The sequence below is a fragment of the Mangrovicoccus sp. HB161399 genome (genome assembly GCF_013184745.1).
Taxonomy (GTDB): Bacteria; Pseudomonadota; Alphaproteobacteria; order Rhodobacterales; family Rhodobacteraceae; genus Mangrovicoccus.
The window spans coordinates 105,735-123,371 of the sequence record NZ_JAATVU010000008.1 but is presented as its reverse complement, the minus strand read 5'-3'; the positions used below and the strand labels follow the sequence as shown (position 1 = coordinate 123,371).

16 protein-coding genes are annotated in these 17,637 nt (G+C 70.7%); 4 read left to right on the top strand and 12 right to left on the bottom strand.

Features of this window, described 5'->3' with window-relative positions:
• Positions 1–30: 30 nt before the first annotated feature.
• Both HCC78_RS06635 and HCC78_RS06630 read left to right on the top strand, forming a co-directional pair.
• Positions 31–660 carry an OmpA family protein gene (locus HCC78_RS06635; protein ID WP_172327956.1) on the top strand — a complete coding sequence of 210 codons (630 nt, stop codon included), beginning with the start codon at positions 31–33 and terminating at the stop codon, positions 658–660.
• A 29-nt stretch (positions 661–689) separates the two neighbouring features.
• Positions 690–2,867: a protein kinase gene (locus HCC78_RS06630; RefSeq protein WP_172327955.1), complete on the top strand. Its 2,178-nt coding sequence runs from the start codon at positions 690–692 to the stop codon at positions 2,865–2,867.
• Between the two features lie 103 nt (positions 2,868–2,970).
• Here HCC78_RS06630 and HCC78_RS06625 read toward each other — a convergent pair whose 3' ends face one another.
• From HCC78_RS06625 to HCC78_RS06600, 6 genes are read right to left on the bottom strand one after another with little or no spacing between them, the layout of a single operon-like run.
• Complete coding sequence (locus HCC78_RS06625; protein WP_172327954.1) at positions 2,971–4,266, bottom strand: four-carbon acid sugar kinase family protein; 1,296 nt, start codon at positions 4,264–4,266, stop codon at positions 2,971–2,973.
• 1 nt (position 4,267) lies between these two features.
• Positions 4,268–5,533 (bottom strand): RuBisCO large subunit C-terminal-like domain-containing protein, encoded by a 1,266-nt coding sequence (locus HCC78_RS06620; RefSeq protein WP_172327953.1) that lies wholly within the window; start codon positions 5,531–5,533, stop codon positions 4,268–4,270.
• Positions 5,534–5,540: 7 nt separating this feature from the next.
• Positions 5,541–6,080: a VOC family protein gene (locus HCC78_RS06615; protein WP_172327952.1), complete on the bottom strand. Its 540-nt coding sequence runs from the start codon at positions 6,078–6,080 to the stop codon at positions 5,541–5,543.
• Between the two features lie 8 nt (positions 6,081–6,088).
• Entirely contained in the window at positions 6,089–7,366 is a 1,278-nt protein-coding gene (locus tag HCC78_RS06610) for a TRAP transporter large permease (RefSeq protein ID WP_172327951.1), read from the bottom strand.
• Entirely contained in the window at positions 7,363–7,911 is a 549-nt protein-coding gene (locus HCC78_RS06605; RefSeq protein ID WP_172327950.1) for a TRAP transporter small permease, read from the bottom strand. Before HCC78_RS06605 ends, HCC78_RS06610 begins: the two co-directional genes overlap by 4 nt.
• Positions 7,911–8,924 carry a TRAP transporter substrate-binding protein gene (locus tag HCC78_RS06600; protein WP_172327949.1) on the bottom strand — a complete coding sequence of 338 codons (1,014 nt, stop codon included), beginning with the start codon at positions 8,922–8,924 and terminating at the stop codon, positions 7,911–7,913. Before HCC78_RS06600 ends, HCC78_RS06605 begins: the two co-directional genes overlap by 1 nt.
• 150 nt (positions 8,925–9,074) lie before the next feature.
• Between HCC78_RS06600 and HCC78_RS06595 the strand changes: the two genes are divergently transcribed.
• Entirely contained in the window at positions 9,075–10,106 is a 1,032-nt protein-coding gene (locus tag HCC78_RS06595) for a LacI family DNA-binding transcriptional regulator (RefSeq protein ID WP_172327948.1), read from the top strand.
• A 17-nt stretch (positions 10,107–10,123) separates the two neighbouring features.
• Here HCC78_RS06595 and HCC78_RS06590 read toward each other — a convergent pair whose 3' ends face one another.
• From HCC78_RS06590 to HCC78_RS06570, 5 genes are all read right to left on the bottom strand, one after another.
• Positions 10,124–11,650 (bottom strand): UxaA family hydrolase, encoded by a 1,527-nt coding sequence (locus HCC78_RS06590; protein WP_172327947.1) that lies wholly within the window; start codon positions 11,648–11,650, stop codon positions 10,124–10,126.
• Entirely contained in the window at positions 11,647–12,657 is a 1,011-nt protein-coding gene (locus HCC78_RS06585; protein WP_253949072.1) for a zinc-binding alcohol dehydrogenase family protein, read from the bottom strand. Before HCC78_RS06585 ends, HCC78_RS06590 begins: the two co-directional genes overlap by 4 nt.
• Positions 12,654–13,433 (bottom strand): ATP-binding cassette domain-containing protein, encoded by a 780-nt coding sequence (locus HCC78_RS06580; RefSeq protein WP_172327946.1) that lies wholly within the window; start codon positions 13,431–13,433, stop codon positions 12,654–12,656. The genes HCC78_RS06585 and HCC78_RS06580 overlap by 4 nt, the downstream gene beginning before the upstream one ends.
• A gap of 70 nt (positions 13,434–13,503) precedes the next feature.
• Positions 13,504–14,442 (bottom strand): ABC transporter substrate-binding protein, encoded by a 939-nt coding sequence (locus HCC78_RS06575; protein ID WP_172327945.1) that lies wholly within the window; start codon positions 14,440–14,442, stop codon positions 13,504–13,506.
• 78 nt (positions 14,443–14,520) lie between these two features.
• Positions 14,521–15,558 (bottom strand): ABC transporter permease, encoded by a 1,038-nt coding sequence (locus HCC78_RS06570; RefSeq protein WP_216671053.1) that lies wholly within the window; start codon positions 15,556–15,558, stop codon positions 14,521–14,523.
• 139 nt (positions 15,559–15,697) lie between these two features.
• On the opposite strand from HCC78_RS06570, the gene HCC78_RS06565 reads away from it, so the two are divergent.
• Complete coding sequence (locus tag HCC78_RS06565; RefSeq protein ID WP_172327944.1) at positions 15,698–16,600, top strand: GntR family transcriptional regulator; 903 nt, start codon at positions 15,698–15,700, stop codon at positions 16,598–16,600.
• A gap of 3 nt (positions 16,601–16,603) precedes the next feature.
• Here HCC78_RS06565 and HCC78_RS06560 read toward each other — a convergent pair whose 3' ends face one another.
• Positions 16,604–17,569, bottom strand: coding sequence for an aldo/keto reductase (locus HCC78_RS06560; protein WP_172327943.1), 966 nt, complete (start codon positions 17,567–17,569; stop codon positions 16,604–16,606).
• Positions 17,570–17,637: the final 68 nt, after the last annotated feature.

Genomic DNA, 17,637 nt, shown 5'->3' with positions numbered 1-17,637 from the left:
ATTCCGGCGAAGCAGGGAGGGAGGTCCCAGATGCCGAGATATGCATTTCATGGACTGGGGATCGTGCTGTGTGCCGCGCTTGCCGCGGCCGGTCCGGTCCGGGCGCAGCAATCCGATGCCAGCAGCCTGAGCGCGGACGAGCTGGAGGCGATCTTCCAGAAGCAGAAGACCCGCGGACTGGTGCTGGTGCAGCCCGGCGAGGAGGCCGCGGCCGAAGCGGCGGCGCCCGGCGGCACCACCGTGACCGCCGCGCCGGAGGCCGCCCCCGAAGCGGCGCCGGGGCCTGCTGCCGAAGAGACCCCGACCTATGTGGCGCTCGCCCCTGAGGAGCAGGTCAACATCCAGATCCGCTTCGACTTCGACAGCGCCGCCCTGCGCGACGACCAGAAGCCCAAGCTCTCGACCCTCTGCGAAGTGATGCAGAAGATGGACAGCGTGTCCTTCCGCGTGGTCGGCCATACCGATGCCTCGGGCTCGGCCAGCTACAACGAGCAGCTCTCGCAGCTGCGCGCGGCGGAGGTGAAGCGCCATCTGGTCAACGATTGCGGCATCGCGCCGGAGCGGCTCGAGGCGGTGGGCGTCGGCGAGGGCTTCCCGCTCGAAAATCTCGACCCCAACGCGGACGAGAACCGCCGGGTGGAATTCCAGGCGCTCAGCTGAGCCCGGTGAGCTAGAGGGAGCCGTCAGGCGTGTCCACGACCGGCCGGGACTCCGGCGATATCTTCCAGCCAGGCGACCTCCTGAACAACACCTACCGCATCGAGGCGCTGCTCGGTCGGGGGGGCGTCTCGGAAGTCTACAAGGCGCGCTCGGAAATCTCCGGCCGCGTCGTCGCGGTGAAGGCGCTGCGGGCGGAATTCGCCCGCGACGAGGATTTCCTGTCGCTGATGACCCGCGAGGAGGATGTCCGCGAAATCCGCCATGACGCGGTGGTGCGCTATTTCGATGCCCAGCGGATGGCGGATGGCGTCGTCTACCTTGTCATGGACTACGTCGAGGGCCCCGGGATGGATTCCCGGCTGGCCTCGGGCGGCATGACGGCGGACGAGCTGATGACCGCCGGGCAGCGGATCGCGGGCGGGCTCGCCGCGGCGCACGCGCGCAACATCGTCCATCGCGACCTGTCGCCGGACAACATCATCCTCAAGGGCGGATCGCCCGCCGAGGCGGTGATCATCGATTTCGGCATCGCCAAGGACACCAATCCGGGCGCCGAGACGATCGTCGGCGACAAGTTCGCCGGGAAATACGCCTATGCCGCGCCCGAGCAGCTGGCCGGCAAGGCCGATCCGCGGACCGACATCTATTCGCTGGGCGCGCTGCTGCTGGCCACCTTCCGGGGCCGCAAGCCCGAGATCGGCCGCAACCCGATGGAAGTGCTGGAGAGGAAGCGCGCGCCGCTGGATCTGGAGGGCGTGCCGGAACCGCTGCGGCGCCTGCTGGGCAAGATGACCGCGCCCGATCCGGAGGACCGGTTCCAGAGCGCCGAGGAGCTTCTGTCCGCCTTCCGCGATCCGGACAGCGTGCCGCCTCTGCCCGAACCGGAGCCGGACCTGCTGGACGAGCTTTTGTCCGGCGACGCCACCGTGATCGCCCCGGCCATGGCCGCGCCTGCCCCGGAGCCGTCGGCGGCGCCCGCTTCCGCTGGTCCCGCGCCGCGCAGGGGCCGCGGCGGGCTGGCTGCGGCGGGGCTGGCCCTGCTGCTGGCTGCGGCCGGGGCGGGCGCCTGGTACGGCGGCCTGCTCGACGGGCTGACCGGCCCCGCCTATCCGGTTGCCGATCCCTATGCGCTGATCATCGAGCGGCGCCCGGACGGCGAAACCCGTGCGGTCGGCAATGTTCCCTCCGAAGAGATGCTCCAGGCGCTCGCGGTGCAGATGCAGGAGCTCGGCGGCACCTCCGACCTGACTCTGGCCTCCGGCGACATTCCCGATGGCTGGGGCGAGGGCATGCTGGCGCTTCTGGCCGATGCCGGCCCGCTGGAGGAATTCCGCATCTCGGCGCTGGGACCGCGGGTGAACGTGGCCGGGCTCGCCCCGACGCGGCAGGCGCAATCCGAGGCCGAGGCCGCGTTCGGCGCGGGCGCGCCCGCCGGGCTGGAAGTTTCGGCGCGGATCGGCCTCGGGCCGCGGCTGCTGCCAGCCGCTGCGCTGGACCCGGTCCTGGCAGCCAATGCCGATTGCGGTCCGCTGCAGCTGGAGGCGCCGCCCGCCGGCGGCTACGGCCTGAACGATGCCGTGGCGGTGACCGGCCAGCTGGCCGGTACGGACAGCCGGACCGCGCTGGAGGCGGCGCTGCAGGGCGTGGCGGGCGACCGTCCGGTGCGGGTCGATGCCGCGATCCTCAATGACAGCCTCTGCCGGGTGGATGCGGTCCTGCCGGAAGCGGCGCCGGGAAATGTCGCGATCCGCTTCGGCGATGGCGGCAGCGGGGCGGACAACCCGTCGGCGGTCTACCACGTCGGCGACAACCCGGTGATCGACATCCGCCTGCCGGAGGATCTGGGCGACGGCTATCTCTGGGTGTCGATCGTCGACGTGAAGGGCGTGGTGTTCCACATGCTGCCGAACCGGCTGCGTCCGGACAACGCGGTTTCCGCGCTGCGCGCGGAAGCGGAGGACGGCTGGGTCCGCGTCGCCTATCCGGCCGCGCGGGCGGCCGAGGGGGTGATCGCCTTCACCGTGGATGACAGCGTCCTGGGCAAGTCGAAGATCCTCGTGCTGTTTACCAGGGACCGGATCTTCGACGAATTCCGGCCGGTGACGGAATCCGCCGAAAGCTATGCCGACGCGCTCGCCGCAGTGCAGGCCCGGGGCGGGCTCGGCGGCTACCGCATCGACACGGCCATCCTCACCACCGAGAACTAGGCGGCCCGCGGTTTTGGACCGGTCCCATGAGGCCGCGTGTCGTTGCGGCGGACTTACCGGACATGGGAGGTGGCGCCGCGATGCGGCGGTTGTCATTCGCGTTTCAGATGAAAGCGCCGCCACGGTTGCGGGTGGCATCGCTTCGGAGCGGTTGCTCCGCGGGGTGCGGCCGGGTCGCGGCAGCCATGGAAGCGAAGGCGTCGAACAGTCCGGGCGCGCCCATCTGGCCGCCCTTCAGCATGATCCGCATGCGGTGAAGGCGCGGATCGGCATGGCTGGCGGCGCAGACCGGTACGCCGGGGCCGAGGCTGCGCCGGTAGGCCAGCGAGGAAAAGCCCAGCCTCGCGCAGATGCGGCTCGAAGTGTCGCCGCCCGCCAGTCCGAGCCAGCCCGCCCCGGCCTGTTCCATCACGGCGCAGACAAAGTCGCTGCAGCGGTCCGCCAATGCGCCGGGGGAGAGGCCGTAGCCTGCATCGGGCAGCAGATGGGCCAGCACCGGCGTGCCGCCGCGCAGCAGGGCGGCGGCCTCGGCCGCCGAAGCGCCGTCGCCGAGCGCGCCGGGCGGAAGCGGCAGGCGCGCATAGGCGGTGGCCCCGGCGACCTGCGCAGCCGTGACGGACGAGCGGCTGCCCGCGAAGGCGAAGATCCCCGGCGACGTCGGCGCGGCGCATGGCGGGGCCACGCCGGCACTGCCGCCGCCGCCGAGGATGCGGGCCACCGAACTGGCGCCGACCAGCAGCTGCCTGCCGCCCGCGCGGCGCAGCGCGGCGGCGATCAGCACGAGGTCGCCGTCGCAGGCTGCATCGACCAGAACCGGCCCAGCCTGCAGCCGCGCGGCCGCTGCCGCCGTGTCGGCGAGGGCGGGCAGGGCAACGAGGCCGAGGCCATCGAGTCCCTGCAGGGCCAGATGGCGGCGCAGGTCGGCCTCCAGCATCGGGGTGACGGGGTGGCGGCTCATCACCGGGTGCCGGTCGATGCGGTGCACCGCGCCGTCCGGGCCGCGGGCGAAGAGCGTGCCGAAGGCGCAGTGGCGTCCCAGATCCGGCTGTCCGCCGATCACCGCCAGCACGTCGGGACGGAAGCGGGCGGCGAGCGCCCGCGCCACGGCGCCGATCGACCCGGTCTGCGGCGCGGAGTCGAAGGTGGAGCAGACCTTGAGGTGCAGCGCCCGCGGCGCAGCGGCAGCGATGCGGGGCCAGAGCCGGGCAACGGCCGCCTCCGCTTCCGAGGGCGCAAGCGAACGCAGGTCGGTGGCCAGGCCCAGCACGTCGAGCCCGGCCGTGCCTTGCGCAGCGCCCGAGAGGTCGAGCCGCGCCCGCAGCCCGGCGCGCGCATAGGTGGCGAGGCTGTCCGAGGCGCCGGTGAAGTCGTCGCCGAGAAAGACGGTCTGCACCGCCATCTCAGCGCGCCCCGAAGAAGTCGAGCGCGGCCTGCAGCGCCGGCCGCCGCGCCGCTGCCGCGGCCAGCGACCCGCCCGAGGCGAGCACGTCATGCGCCTCGCGCAGCGAGGCGATGCCCGCCGCCGGGCCGCCGGGATGGGCGAGGATGCCGCCGCCGCACATGAACATGAAGTCCGGCGATCCGGCCGCGTCCAGCGTCTGCGGCAGCGTCCCGGCCCATTGCCCAGAGGAGAAGGCGGGCATCACGCGGTCGTCCGGCCCCTCCGGGCAGAGCGGGGCGAGACAGAGCCGGGCGGCCTCGGCCACCTCCTCCGCCGTGTCGGCGAACTTGCCGCCGATGCCGTGGACATGCATGTGGTCGATCCCGGCGAGCCGGTATAGCGCCTGGTAGGCCGCGAAGCCGATGCCGAGCGCCGGGTGCCGACCCATCGCGCCGTAGCCGTTGCGGTGGCCGTGGATCGCCAGTGGCGTGTGGCGTCGCAGCGTCTCCATCCCCGAAAGTCCGCACCAGTTGAGGCTGGCCATGACGCAGCTGCCGCCCTCGGCCTCGACCAGATCGGCATGGCGGCGCATCGCGTCGGTCTCGCCGGTGATGTTGAAGGCCATCATCACCAGCCGCCCGGTGCGGTCGCGCCATTTGCGGATCACCGCCATGACGGCCGGCACGCGCTCGGCCAGGGGCGCGCTCGCGGGATCGGCGCAGATCTCGTCATCCTTGATGAAATCCACCCCTGCGGCGCAGAGCTGGTCGACCAGGGCGGCGATCTCGGCCGGGCCGAGCCCGACATTGGGCTTGATGATCGTGCCGAAGAGCGGTCCCGCGGCCACGCCTGCCGAGGCGCGGGTGCCGGCGATGCCCTGCAGCGGCAGGGGAAATCCCGCGCGGACGGCGGCAGGCAGGCCGACCGACAGCAGCCGCAGCCCGGTGACCTCGCCGAGGTCGTAGAGATTTCCCGCTACCGTGGCGGCCAGGGTCGGCAGGTTGGGCCCGACATTGGCGGCCGGGTAGGCGATGCGCACCTTCGCCCGTCGGAACGGCGCGGCGGCGCCCTTGCGCGCGGCATAGGCGGAGTGGAGCGAGGCGGCGGGGGCGGGCTCCAGCTCCTCGAGCGAGACCACCTCGGCGGCGGTGCGGGCGCGCAGCGCGTCGGTCTCGCCCGCGACCCGCACGAAGGTGCCCGAGGATTGCTCGCCCGCCATCATGGCGGCGACCTCGGCGGGCGGGAAGGGGGTCTCCAGCAGGTAGTCGGCGGTGATCCGGTCCATCTTGGCCTCAGAGCGCGGAAAGGTCGGGGAAGGGCCGGACCGGGTCGCTGCCGTCCCATCCCTCGGAGGCATCGCGGATCAGGTCGAACATCGTGCCCTTGGGGCCGAGCACCTCCGACAGCTCGATGCAGGTGCCGGGATGGTGCTCCTCGGCGAAATAGGCGAAGCGGCCGTTGCGCCCGACGCAGCCGGACATCCTGACGGTGAAGCCCTGCGCCTCCATCCGCGCCAGGTCGGCATCGTAGTCGCGGGTCCAGAAGGCGACATGCTGCAGCCCGCGCAGCCCCTTCTGCATGAAGTCGCGGTAGCAGGAGGGCACGTCGTTGCGGGTCTGGATCAGCTCGACCTGCATGCCGCCGGAATTGGCCAGCGCCACCGAGTTGTGCGGGCGGTAGCTTTCGCCCTCGAAGACATAGTCCTCGATCGGGACCTGCGGGTTGTAGAACCACGGCCCGACGCCCATCGCGTCCGACCAGTGCGCCATGGCGGCCTCGATGTCGTCGACCACGTAGCCGAGCTGGCGGATGGGGCCCAGGAGAGTGCTCATCGGATACCTCAGTTCATCAGGAGTTCGGGAAGCCAGGTCGAGAGCGCCGGCACGGCGGAAACCACCAGCAGCGACAGCAAGAGCGGCAGGAAGAAGGGCATCACCCCGGCGATCACCCGCGCCACCGGCATGCCGGTGATCACGGTGATCATGTAGAGGCTCATGCCCACGGGCGGCGTCAGCAGCCCGATCATCAGGTTCAGCACGAAGACGATGCCCAGCTGCAGCGGATCGACTCCGGCGGCGGCCAGCGCCGGCGCGACGATCGGGGCGATGATCAGGATGGCGGCGATGCTTTCCAGCACCATCCCCACCGCCAGAAGGAAGACATTGACGATCAGCAGCAGCACCAGCGGGTTCTCCGACAGGCCGAGCAGGAAGGCGGAGGCCTTCATCGGCACCTGGTCGAGGGTCAGCACCCAGGCGAAGAGCGCCGCGGCGGCAACCACGAAGAGGATGTTCGCCGTGGCCTCTACCGTCTCGCGCAGCGCGCCGAGCACTGCCCGGACCGTCAGGCTGCGGTAGACGGCGAAGCCGATGAACAGCGCATAGGCCACGGTGACGCCGGCCACCTCGGTCGGGCCGAACCAGCCGCTCATCAGCCCGCCGATCAGCAGCGCAGGGGCGAGCAGCGCGGGCAGGGAGACGGCCGCCTTGCGGGCCACCTCGCGGCGGGCCGGGCGCAGGGTGTCGCGGGGCAGGCCCTTCATCCGGGCGACCAGCGCTACCTGCGCCATCAGCAGCAGCGTCAGCAGCAGCGCCGGGACGATCCCCGCCAGCAGCAGCTTGACCGCCGAGACGTTGGCGACCGAGGCATAGATGATCAGCGGGATCGACGGCGGGAAGATCGGGCCGATCGTGGCGGCCGCGACGGTCAGCCCGGCGGCGAAATCCTCGCGGTAGCCCTGGGCCTTCATCTGGTTGATCTGGATCGCGCCGAGCGCGCCGATATCGGCCAGCGCCGCGCCGGAGACGCCCGAGAAGATCAGCGAGACGAAGACGCTGACCTGGGCGACGGCGCCGCGGATGCGGCCGAAGACCATGCGCACGAGGTCGAAGAGATGGGTGGTGACGCCGGTGGCGTTCAGCAGGCTGGCGGCCAGGATGAAGAGCGGCACCGCCAGGAGCGGCGTGCTGTCCAGCGCATTGACGCTGCGCTGCGCCAGAACCGAGACCGGCAGGCCCTGGGTGACGATCACCACGCCGGCCGACAGGCCCAGGCAGACGGCGACCGGCGCGCCGATGGCGAGGAGCCCGGCGAAGAGGGCGATCAGCAGCAGGCTCATGGCGCGGCTCCCGTGGCGGCGGCGGGCGTTCCGGCGTTCCGCTCGGCGGCGGCAGGGCAGGCGCTGCGGCCCGCCAGCGCGGCCGCGGTGCGGAAGGCGGCCGCCGCGGCAAGCAGCAGGCAGCCTGCAAGCGCGAGGCTGTAGTAGATCCAGTTGGGCAGGCCGATCGCCGGGGTCAGGAACTTGCCCGCCCGCGGCAGGAAGGCGGCGAAGCTCCACAGCATCAGCCCCGCGAAGGCCAGCGTGGCGAGATCGGAGACCAGCCCTGCCGCGCGGCGCAGCGGCAGGGGCATCAGGTCGGGCCCAAGCGTCACCGCCACCAGCACCTGGCGCAGCGCCAGCAGCGGCACTGCCAGGAAGACCAGGCCGATGCCGCAGAACCGCGCCGCCTCGTCTGCCCAGGGCAGGCCCGCATCGGCGAAGTTGCGCGCCGCCACCTGCAGGATGACCAGCCCGGCCATCGCCGCCAGCAGCGCCATCCCGGCGCCGGCGCCGAGCGAGAGCAGCCGCGCGAGCGCCGCGCGGCCGGGCAGGGCGCGGACCATCAGCCGACCGCCGCGATCTTGGCGTAGAGGTCGCCGTAATCGTCGCCGAAGCGGTCCGAGACGAGCTTGCCCACCGAGGCGCGGAAGGCGCCGATGTCGAGCCCGTCCTCCTCGCCGATCACGGTCATGCCGAGGTCGCGCAGCTGCTGGGTCTCGGCGGCCTCGTTGTCGAGGATCGCGTTGGTGGCCTTCTCGCGGGTGGCTGCGGCAGCCTCGCGCACGGCGTCCTGCCCGGCCGGGCCGAGCGCCTGCCAGGCATCCTCGTTCATCACCACGACCTCGGCATTCGACATGTGTCCGGTCAGCATCAGGTGCGACTGCACCTCGTAGAGCTTGACGTTCAGCACGACGTTGACCGGGTTCTCCTGGCCCTGCACGACGCCGGTGGCCAGCGCGGTCGGGACCTCGGACCAGTCGACCGGCACGGCGACGGCGCCCATGCCCTCGACCGCGGCGGTGTAGATCGGGAAGGGCACGGCGCGGATCTTGGTGCCGGCGAGATCGGCGGGCGACAGCACCGGCTTCGAGCAGGTCAGGTTCCGGCGGCCGAAGTAGTGCGCGTAGATCACCCGGACATTGGCGGCGGCGATCAGCCCCTGGTTCAGCTCCTGCATCACCGGGCTCTCCACATCGGTCACTGCCATCAGATGGCCGACATCGCGGTACAGATAGGGCGTGTCGAGCGCAGCGAAGGGCGGGTAGAGCGAGCCGAGCGCACCGGCGGTATTGTGCGAGAAGGCGATGGTGCCGAGCGAGACCGCCTCGGCCAGTTCCTGCAGCTTGCCGAGCTGGCTGTTGGGGAAGACCTGCACCGCGATTTCGCCGCCCGAGCTGGTTCCCAGCGCCTCGGCGAACCAGTCGGCCTGGGCGCCGGCGACCGAGGCGGTCTCGTTGTTGTGGCCGTAGCGCAGCGTCGAGGCGGCGGCGGCGCGGCGCGCAACCAGCGGGGCCGCCAGCGCGCCCGCGCCGGCCGCCAGCAGCGTGCGGCGGGTCATGTGATGGAGCTTCGGCATCTGATCTCCTCCCTGAGAATTGATGCGTTCCGATGTGTCGCGCGCGATGTCCTGCGCGCCGTCTTTCTTCGCATGTTGTTGTTGACGGAAGCTATCGTTCCGGAGCAGCATCCGTCAAAGAAAACGGCATGACGGGTTTTGATGGGTTTGATGGAAAAGGATGGGGATGTGCCGGACGGTGCCCGCCCGCAGCAGGCCGATGTCGCGGCCCGGGCCGGGGTGTCGCTGGCGACGGTCGACCGGGTGCTGAACCGCCGCAAGGGCGTCAAGGAGCGGACGCGCCGCCGCGTGCTGGAGGCGGCGCGAGAGCTCGGCTTCCTCGCGGCGGGCGAGGAAGCCGAGCTGGAGGGCGCGCGGCCGCCCAACATCGTGGTCCTGCTGCCTGCGGGCACCAACCCCTACCTGCGCCTGCTGGGCGGGCGGCTGCGCGCCCTGGCGGAGCGGCGCGGCAGCAACGACCCGGTGCTGCGCTGCTTCTTCATCGAGAGCTTCGACGCGCGGGCGCTGGCGGCGGCGCTGCGGCGCAATGCGGGCTGGGCGGACGGGATCGCCTTCTTCGCGATCGAGCATCCGGTGGTGCGCGAGGCGGCCGCGGAGCTGGCGGCGGCGGGGACGCGGCTGGTGACCATCGTGTCGGATCTGGGCAGCCTGCCGGGGATCCCGCATGTCGGCATGGACAACCGCGCCGCCGGGCGCACGGCGGGGCTGCTGATCGGGCGGCTGGCGCAGCGGCGCGAGGGGGCGGTGGCGCTGGTGGCGGGCTCGCGCCACTACCGCGCGCATTCCGAGCGCGAGGCGGGCTTCCTCAGCATCCGCGAGGAGCTGTTCCCGCAGCTGCGGCTGGTGGGGCTGCGCGAGGGCCATGACGATGCCGGCGAGAACTACCGCCACACGCTGGCGCTGCTCGGCCAGGCGCCGGACCTGGCGGGGATCTACAATGTCGGCGGTTCTTCCGGCGGGATCACCCGGGCATTGAAGGAGCGCGGCCGCGAGGATGTCGTGCTGATCGGCCACGGGCTGACGGCCGACACGCGCCGCGCCGTTCTGGAGGGAACGATGGACGCGATCTTCGACCAGGACCCGGACATGCTGCTGTCGCGCGCCATCGACTGCATCGCCGCGCCCGGCGGAGCGCCGAAGCCGCTGAAGCTCGACATCTATTTCGCCGAGAACCTGCCCTGAGCCGCCGCGGCGGGGGGCTACATCACCGCGCCGATCTGCCAAGGCACGAATTCCACCGCGCCGAAGCCCTGCGCCTCGCTCTTGGTGCGCTCGCCCGAGGCGACGCGCAGCAGCGCGGCGAAGATTTCCTGCCCCTTCTCCTCGATGCCGGTGCCGTCGAGGATGTCGCCGCAATTGACGTCCATGTCGGGTTCCATCCGCTTCCACAGCAGGGTGTTCGAGGCGATCTTCAGGCAGGGCACCGGCTGGTAGCCCGAGACGCTGCCGCGGCCGGTGGTGAAGGCGATCAGGTTGGCGCCCGAGGCCGTCTGCCCGGTGACCGAGCAGGGGTCGTAGCCGGGGCTGTCCATGAAGGCGAAGCCGGGGCTGCCGATCGGCTCGGCATATTTGTAGACGCCCGAAAGCGGCGCGGTGCCGCCCTTGGCGACGGCGCCGAGCGACTTTTCCAGGATCGTGGTCAGCCCGCCGCGCTTGTTGCCGGGCGAGGGGTTGTTGTCCATCTCTCCGAAATTCCGCGCGGTGTAGTCCTCCCACCAGTCGATGAGATCGACCAGCTTGCGCCCGGTGGCCTCGTCGGCGGCGCGGCGGGTCAGCAGGTGCTCGGCGCCGTAGATTTCCGAGGTTTCCGACAGGATCGAGATGCCGCCCTGGCGCACCAGCAGGTCCGAGGCATGGCCGAGCGCCGGGTTGGCTGTGATGCCGGAATAGCCGTCCGAGCCGCCGCATTGCATGCCCAGCACCAGCGCCGAGGCTGGGGCGGGCGCGCGGCGGGCCTGGTCCGCCGCGGCGGCAAGCTCCCGCAGGATGGCGAGGCCGCGCTCCACCGTGGCACGGGTGCCGCCCTCGTGCTGGATCGTCATGAACCGGAAGCGGTCGCTGTCCTTCATCGCCTCGCGGTCGACGAGATCGGGGATCTGCATCACCTCGCAGCCGAGCCCGACCATCAGGATCGCGCCGAAATTCGGGTTGCGCCCGTAGCCCGCCAGCGTGCGGAACAGCGTGTCGTAGCCCTCGCCCTTGCCGGACATGCCGCAGCCCGAGCCGTGCACGACGGGCACGATGCCGTCGACATTCGGGAAGGCGTCGAGCAGCCCCGCGCGCGCCGCCGCCTCGGCGATGAAGCGGGCGACCGAACCCGCGCAGTTCACCGTCGTCAGGATGCCGATGTAGTTGCGCGTGCCGATCCGGCCGGAGGGGCGGCGGTAGCCGAAGAAGCCCGCCGCGGACTCGGCCGGGGGCAGCGCGCGGGCGGCGGAGCCGAAGCCGTAATCCTGCTTGTGCGCGCCCATGCCGAGGTTCTGGACATGCACATGGGCGCCCGGCGCGATCGGCTGCGTCGCGGCGCCGATGATCTGGCCGTACTTGCGCACGGCCTCGCCGGGGGCGATTGCCGTGCGGGCGATCTTGTGCCCCGCGGGAATGGGCTCTGCCGCGGACAGCCCTCCCGGCAGGGCCATTCCCGCGGGGACGGCGCGCAGCGCGACGAGCACGTTGTCCCCGGAGTGGAGATGCAGTGCATAGGGGCGTTCGGACAGGTCCTTCATGGCGTCACCAGCACCTTGACGATCTCCCCGCGGTCGGCGGCCAGCGCGGCGAAGCGGGAGGGCAGGTCGGCAAGCGGCAGGATTTCCGAGGCGATGGCCTCCGTCGGGATCTGCCCGCCGCGGATCGCCGCCATCACCCGGTCGAAATCGGCGCGCAGCGCGTTGCGGCTGCCGATGATGCGGGACTCGCGCTTGTGGAACTCGGCGTCGGAGAAGGCGATGTCGTCCTTCACCACGCTGACCAGCACGGTGGAGCCGCCATGCGCGACCAGCGGGAAGCCCGCCTCGATCGCCTTCGCGCTGCCGGTGGCATCGAAGACCGTGTCGAAGCCCTCGGCCAGCTCGCCTTTCAGGATGTCCGTGCCCGCGCGGTGGAGCCGGCCGAAGCCGAAGAGCCGCTCCGCCGTGGCAAGGCGCTGCTCCGAAAGGTCCATCAGGTGCACCTCCGCCCCGGCGATGCGGGCGAAGAGCGCCGTGCCGAGTCCGATCGGGCCGGCGCCGGTGACCAGCACCCGGTCGCCCTCGCCGATGCCCGACCGCGCCACGGCATGGGCGCCGATGGCGAGGAACTCGACCATCGCCGCCTGTACCGCAGTCAGGCCTCCGGCCGGGTAGAGATTGCCCTCGGGCACCGCGATGCGGGCGCACATGCCGCCGTCGCGGTGCACGCCCAGCACTTCGATCGCCGCGCAGCAATTCGGCTTGCCCTTCCGGCAGGCCCGGCAGCTGCCGCAGGAGAGATAGGGGTTCACCACGACCAGCGTCCCGGCATCCGGCCCGTCGGCCAGATGGCCCGACAGCTCGTGGCCGATCACCCGCGGATAGTCGAGGAACGGGTGCTTGCCCTCGAAGATGTGGTAGTCCGTGCCGCATATGCCGATCGCGGCGATGTCGACCAGACGCCATCCGGGCGGCGCGGTCTCGGGAAGCGGGCGGGCGGCCAGCTCGAACCGGCCCGGCGCCGCGCAGAGGCCGCAGTCCATCAGGCCGCTTGCAAGATCCTTCATTGCGCCGCCTCCGCCAGGTTGCGCGCCGACCAGTCGGCGGGCAGCTCGCCCTTGACGATCAGGCTCAGCACGTCGTCCTTCGAGACCTCGTGGATGGCATGCGCGCCGACAAGCCGGCCCTTGTTCATCACCACCACGCGGTCGCAGAGCTCGAACACGTCATGCATGTCGTGGCTGACGAGGAAGATGCCGATGCCCTCGTCGCGCAGCTGCCGGATCAGGTCGGCGACCATCGCGGTCTCGGAGGGGCCGAGCGCGGCGGTGGGTTCGTCCATGATCAGGATCTTGGTGTCGAAATAGATTGCGCGGGCGATGGCGATGACCTGCCGCTGGCCGCCCGACAGGGACGAGACCGGGTCGCGCAGGTTCTTGAAGTTCGGGTTGAGCCGGGCCAGCACGGTCCTGGCCTCCGCCAGCATCCGCGCGTCGTCGAGATTGCCGAACCGGGTCTTCAGCTCGCGCCCGAGGAAGAGGTTCGCAGCGGCGTCCAGGTGGTCGGCCAGCGCCAGCGTCTGGTAGATCGTCTCGATCCCGGCATCCCGGGCGTCATTGGGGCTGTCGAAGACGGTGGACGTGCCGTTCACCCGGATCTCGCCCGCCGAGGGCATCATCGCGCCGGAGAGGATGCGCATCAGGCAGGACTTGCCCGCGCCGTTGTGGCCGAGCACGCCGACCACTTCGCCCGGCCAGAGGTCGAGCGACACGCGGTCCACCGCGCGCACGCCGCCGAAATGCTTCTCGATGTCGATCAGTTCCACGAGGGGAGGGCGGGCCATGGTCTGCCTTTCTGCCGCAAGGGGACAAGGGCAGGGGACGCGGTGCCCCCTGCCTGCTCCGGGGGAGAGCTCAGTAGAGGACGTTCTGCGCGGTGTCGGTGTCGATGTTCGACTTGTCGACCAGCACCACGCCGGTATTGACGAAGGACTCGACCGGATCGTCGTTGAGGATGCTGATCACGGTCTCGATCCCCTTCTCGCCCATCGCGAAGGAGCCCTGCACCGCGGTCGCATCGAGCACGCCGTCGCGGACGAATTGCTGCAGGTCCTCGTTGCCGTCGAAGCCGAGCGCGACGAGCTGGCCGGCCTTCCCGGCCTGGACGATGGCGCGGCCCATGCCGACCGCGGTCGGCTCGTTGGCGCCGAAGATGCCGACCAGATCAGGGTTCGCGGCCAGCAGGTCGGTGGTCTGGTTCAGCGCGTTGGCCATCTGGCTCTGCGAATAGAGCGGGCCGACGATCTCGAGGCTGGAATTGGCCTTGATGTAGTCGGAGAAGCAGCCGACTCGGCCGATCTCGGACCCGACGCCCGCGACATAGGACATGATGGCGATCTTGCCCTCGGTCCCGGCCTTCTCGATCATCCGCTGCGCGACCTGCTCGCCGGCGGCGCAGTTGTCGGTCGACAGGAAGGACTGGTAGGTGCCCTCGGCGCTGTCGGCCAGCTTGCTGTCGATGATCACGACCGGGATCGCGGCCTCGTAGGCGCGCTTGACGGCCGGGGCCAGGGCCTCGGGATCCGACGGCGCCAGCACGATGCCCGAGACGCCGCGGTTGATCGCGTTCTCCACCAGGTTCACCTGGTCGGCGACCGCGCTTTCGGTGGCGGGGCCGTCGAAGGTGAACGTGTGCTCGGACTGGGCCGCGATGGCCGCTTCGGCGCCGCGGTTGACGTTCTGCCAGAAGTTCGAGCTGGTGGTCTTGACGATCACCGCGATCTCGCCCGCCTGGGCCAGTCCCGCCGAGAGGGCCAGCGATGATGCAAGAAGTCCAAGCTTGACCGGATGCATGTGTTTCTCCTCCTTGGAAACGGTTCCCTGTTCCGCCGCGCCCGGGCTTCTGCGTCCCGGCGCGGTTCTTCCGCAGCCTCAGGGCCGGTTGCGGATATGGTCGATCCAGACCGCGGCGATCACGACGGCGCCGATGACGATCTGCTGGATGAAGGCCGAGACGCCGGCCATGTTCAGGCCGTTGCGCAGGATGCCGATGATGAAGGCGCCGATCATCGTGCCGGGAACGGTGCCGACCCCGCCCGAGAGCGACGCGCCGCCGATCACCGCCGCCGCGATGGCGTCGAGCTCGTACATCACGCCCTCGCTGGGCTGCGCGGTGACGAGCCGCGACATCAGCACGATGCCTGCAAGCCCGGCGAGCGCGCCCGACATGGCATAGGCATAGAGCTTGGCCCGGTCGACCCGCACGCCGGACAGCCGGGCGGCCTCCTCGTTGGAGCCGGTGGCATAGATGTGGCGGCCGATCTGGCGGCGGCGCAGGATGTAGGCGGCCGCGATGGCGACGACCAGCAGGACGATCGCCGGGTAGGGGATGCCGGGGAAGACCACCTTGGGAAAGCCGTTCGGGCGCATCTCGACGATGCGGAAGAGCGCGCCGTTGCCGAGCCGTCCGAAGGCCTCGCCCAGCTGCGAGATCGGCGCCGCGCCGGTCAGCTGAAGCGCCAGCCCGCGCGCCATCAGCATCATGCCGAGCGTGGCGACGAAGGGCGGGATGCGCATCTTCGTGACGATCAGCCCGTTGACCGCGCCGCAGGCCGCGCCGACGAGCACCCCGAAGGCCATGCCGGGCGCAACCGGGACGCCCGCCTTGATCGCCATGCCTGAGGCCACCCCGGACAGCGCCAGGACCGAGCCCACCGACAGGTCGATGCCGCCGGTGATGATCACCATGGTCATGCCGATGCCCAGAAGCCCGATCACCGAGGTCTGCAAGAGGATCGTCAGCCCGTTGTTCACCGAGAAGAAGGCCGGGCTGGCCAGCGCGAAGCCGATGACCAGCAGGAACAGCGTCGCGAGTGCGGACAGGCGGTGGAGCTTCGCCGCATCGGGCAGCACGCGGGCGACGGCCGCGGGGCCGCGCGCGCCGGTCATTGCGGCGGGTCTGAATGCCAAGGTCATGCGCCTCCCTTTCGCATGCTGTTTTTTATTATTTGAAACATAAAAAGGCTCTTTGATTCCCGTCAATGGTTTTTTATGATTTCGTACAAATACCGTTCCGCGGGGCTCCGCGGGACAGCAGAAGGAGACGACCATGGCACGCAGCGACACGCGGTTCCGCGAGGCCTACAACCAAATCCTCGATTATTGCGGGACGCTGCCGCCCTCTGCCGCCATGCCGTCCGAAACCCGCCTGGCGGAGCTTGCCGGGGTCAGCCGCACGATCATCCGCCGCTGCCTGGCGCGGATGGAGGAAGAGGAGCTGCTGGCCTGGTCGGGCCGGGAGAAGCTGCTGCTGCGCGCGCCGCGGGCCTCGGACCGGATCGACGTGCAGAAGCAGGCGGGCGGCACGGGCGACCTGGAGCAGCGCTTCCTGGACTGGGTGCTGCGCTTCGACGTGCCGGCGGGAACGCCGCTTTCGGTGGCGGAACTGTCGCGCAATTTCGGCGTCCCGCAGCACGAGCTGAAGGAGTTCCTCGCCGGGCTCAGCCGTTTCGGCCTGGTGTCGCGGCGGCCGCAGGGGGGGTGGATGCTGCTGGGCTTCACCCGCGACTTCGCCATCGAGCTGTCGGATTTCCGCTGCGTGCTGGAGCTGAACGCCGTGGCGCGGGTGGCCGAGGCGCCTGTGGATCACCCGGTCTGGGCGGCGCTGGCCGCGCTGCGCGAGGCCCATCTGCGGCTGCAGCGCGAGATCGAGACCGATTTCCACGAGTTCTCGAAGCTCGACGAACGCTTCCACCAGGCGATCAGCTCGGTGGTGAAGAACCGCTTCACCGCGGAGTTCCAGAAGGTCATCTCGCTGATCTTCCACTACCACTACATGTGGGACAAGACCGAGGAGAAGGCCCGCAACGCCGCCGCCATCGGCGAGCACCTGGCGATCATCGACGCGCTGGAGGCGCGCGATGCCGAGGCAGCGCAGGAGGCCGCGAAACGCCACCTGCGCACCTCGAAGACGACGCTGCTGTCCTCGCTGCGCCATCACGAGCTGGCCTGACGCTCAGGCCAGCAGCGCCTCCGCATCCGCCGGAAAGGCCGCCGCCAGCGCGTCGAGATTGCGCTGCAGGCTCGACGGTTTCGCCGTTCCGAGCAGCACGGAGGCTGCCGCCGGATGGCGCAGCGCGAAATGCAGCGCGGCGGTGGCCAGCGGCAGCCCCTCCGCTTCGGCCCGCGCCTGCAGCGCCGCCACGCGGTCCAGCACCTCCTGCGGCGCAGGCCCGTAGTCGTAGGTGGCCCCCGGCACCGGGCCTGTGGCGAGGATGCCCGAATTGAACACGCCGCCCAGCACCAGGCTGGTGCCGGCCTCGCGGCAGGCCGGGACTAGTCCGGCCTCCGCGGAGCGGTCGAGCAGGGTCAGCCGCCCGGCCAGCAGGATGACGTCGAGCGGCCCGGCTTCGCGCATCACCGCGAGGCAGATCTCGTTCTCGTTCACGCCCAGCCCGAAGGCATGGATCCGCCCCTGCTCCTTCAGCCGCCGCAGCCGCGCATAGCCCGAGCCGAGGAAGGCCTCCATATGCGCGGCATTGGCCGGGCCATGGGTGTACTCGCCGATGTCGTGGACATAGAGGATGTCGATGCCGCTCCGCCCGAGCCGTTCGCAGCTCTGCTCCAGGCTCTCCTCGATCCCGTCGCCGGAATAGTCGTAGCGCATGTCGTTCTGCGCCGGACGGACATAGCCGTCGGCCTCGTCGATCGGCGCCCTTGCGGGCGACAGCAGCCGTCCGGCCTTGGTGGAGACCACGGTGCCGGGCCTGCCGGCGAGGAACCGGCCCAGCCGCAGTTCCGAGAGGCCGCGGCCGTAATGCGGCGCAGTGTCGAAATAGCGGATGCCGGCCCCCCAGGCGGCGTCGAGCACGGCGGCGGCCTCCGCCTCCGTGGTCTCGCGGTAGAGATTTCCGATGCTGGCGCAGCCGAAGGCGATCTCGGTCACCTCCAGCCCGGTCCGTCCGATGCGGCGGGTCTTCATGTCGGCCTCCCTGCGCCCTCCCGGCGGAATTGCCGGTTGACGGCGTCTCTGCGGTGTACGTTATTATT

What these genes read in the sequence shown, in the direction of transcription:
- HCC78_RS06600 (WP_172327949.1), bottom strand. Translation starts at nt 8,924, where the DNA reads ATGCCGAAGCTCCATCACATGACCCGCCGCACGCTGCTGGCGGCCGGC.
- HCC78_RS06585 (WP_253949072.1), bottom strand. Translation starts at nt 12,657, where the DNA reads ATGAAGGATCTTGCAAGCGGCCTGATGGACTGCGGCCTCTGCGCGGCG.
- HCC78_RS06625 (WP_172327954.1), bottom strand. Translation starts at nt 4,266, where the DNA reads ATGGCGGTGCAGACCGTCTTTCTCGGCGACGACTTCACCGGCGCCTCG.
- HCC78_RS06560 (WP_172327943.1), bottom strand. Translation starts at nt 17,569, where the DNA reads ATGAAGACCCGCCGCATCGGACGGACCGGGCTGGAGGTGACCGAGATC.
- HCC78_RS06575 (WP_172327945.1), bottom strand. Translation starts at nt 14,442, where the DNA reads ATGCATCCGGTCAAGCTTGGACTTCTTGCATCATCGCTGGCCCTCTCG.
- HCC78_RS06590 (WP_172327947.1), bottom strand. Translation starts at nt 11,650, where the DNA reads ATGAAGGACCTGTCCGAACGCCCCTATGCACTGCATCTCCACTCCGGG.
- HCC78_RS06605 (WP_172327950.1), bottom strand. Translation starts at nt 7,911, where the DNA reads ATGGTCCGCGCCCTGCCCGGCCGCGCGGCGCTCGCGCGGCTGCTCTCG.
- HCC78_RS06615 (WP_172327952.1), bottom strand. Translation starts at nt 6,080, where the DNA reads ATGAGCACTCTCCTGGGCCCCATCCGCCAGCTCGGCTACGTGGTCGAC.
- HCC78_RS06595 (WP_172327948.1), top strand. Translation starts at nt 9,075, where the DNA reads ATGGAAAAGGATGGGGATGTGCCGGACGGTGCCCGCCCGCAGCAGGCC.
- HCC78_RS06620 (WP_172327953.1), bottom strand. Translation starts at nt 5,533, where the DNA reads ATGGACCGGATCACCGCCGACTACCTGCTGGAGACCCCCTTCCCGCCC.
- HCC78_RS06610 (WP_172327951.1), bottom strand. Translation starts at nt 7,366, where the DNA reads ATGAGCCTGCTGCTGATCGCCCTCTTCGCCGGGCTCCTCGCCATCGGC.
- HCC78_RS06580 (WP_172327946.1), bottom strand. Translation starts at nt 13,433, where the DNA reads ATGGCCCGCCCTCCCCTCGTGGAACTGATCGACATCGAGAAGCATTTC.
- HCC78_RS06565 (WP_172327944.1), top strand. Translation starts at nt 15,698, where the DNA reads ATGGCACGCAGCGACACGCGGTTCCGCGAGGCCTACAACCAAATCCTC.
- HCC78_RS06635 (WP_172327956.1), top strand. Translation starts at nt 31, where the DNA reads ATGCCGAGATATGCATTTCATGGACTGGGGATCGTGCTGTGTGCCGCG.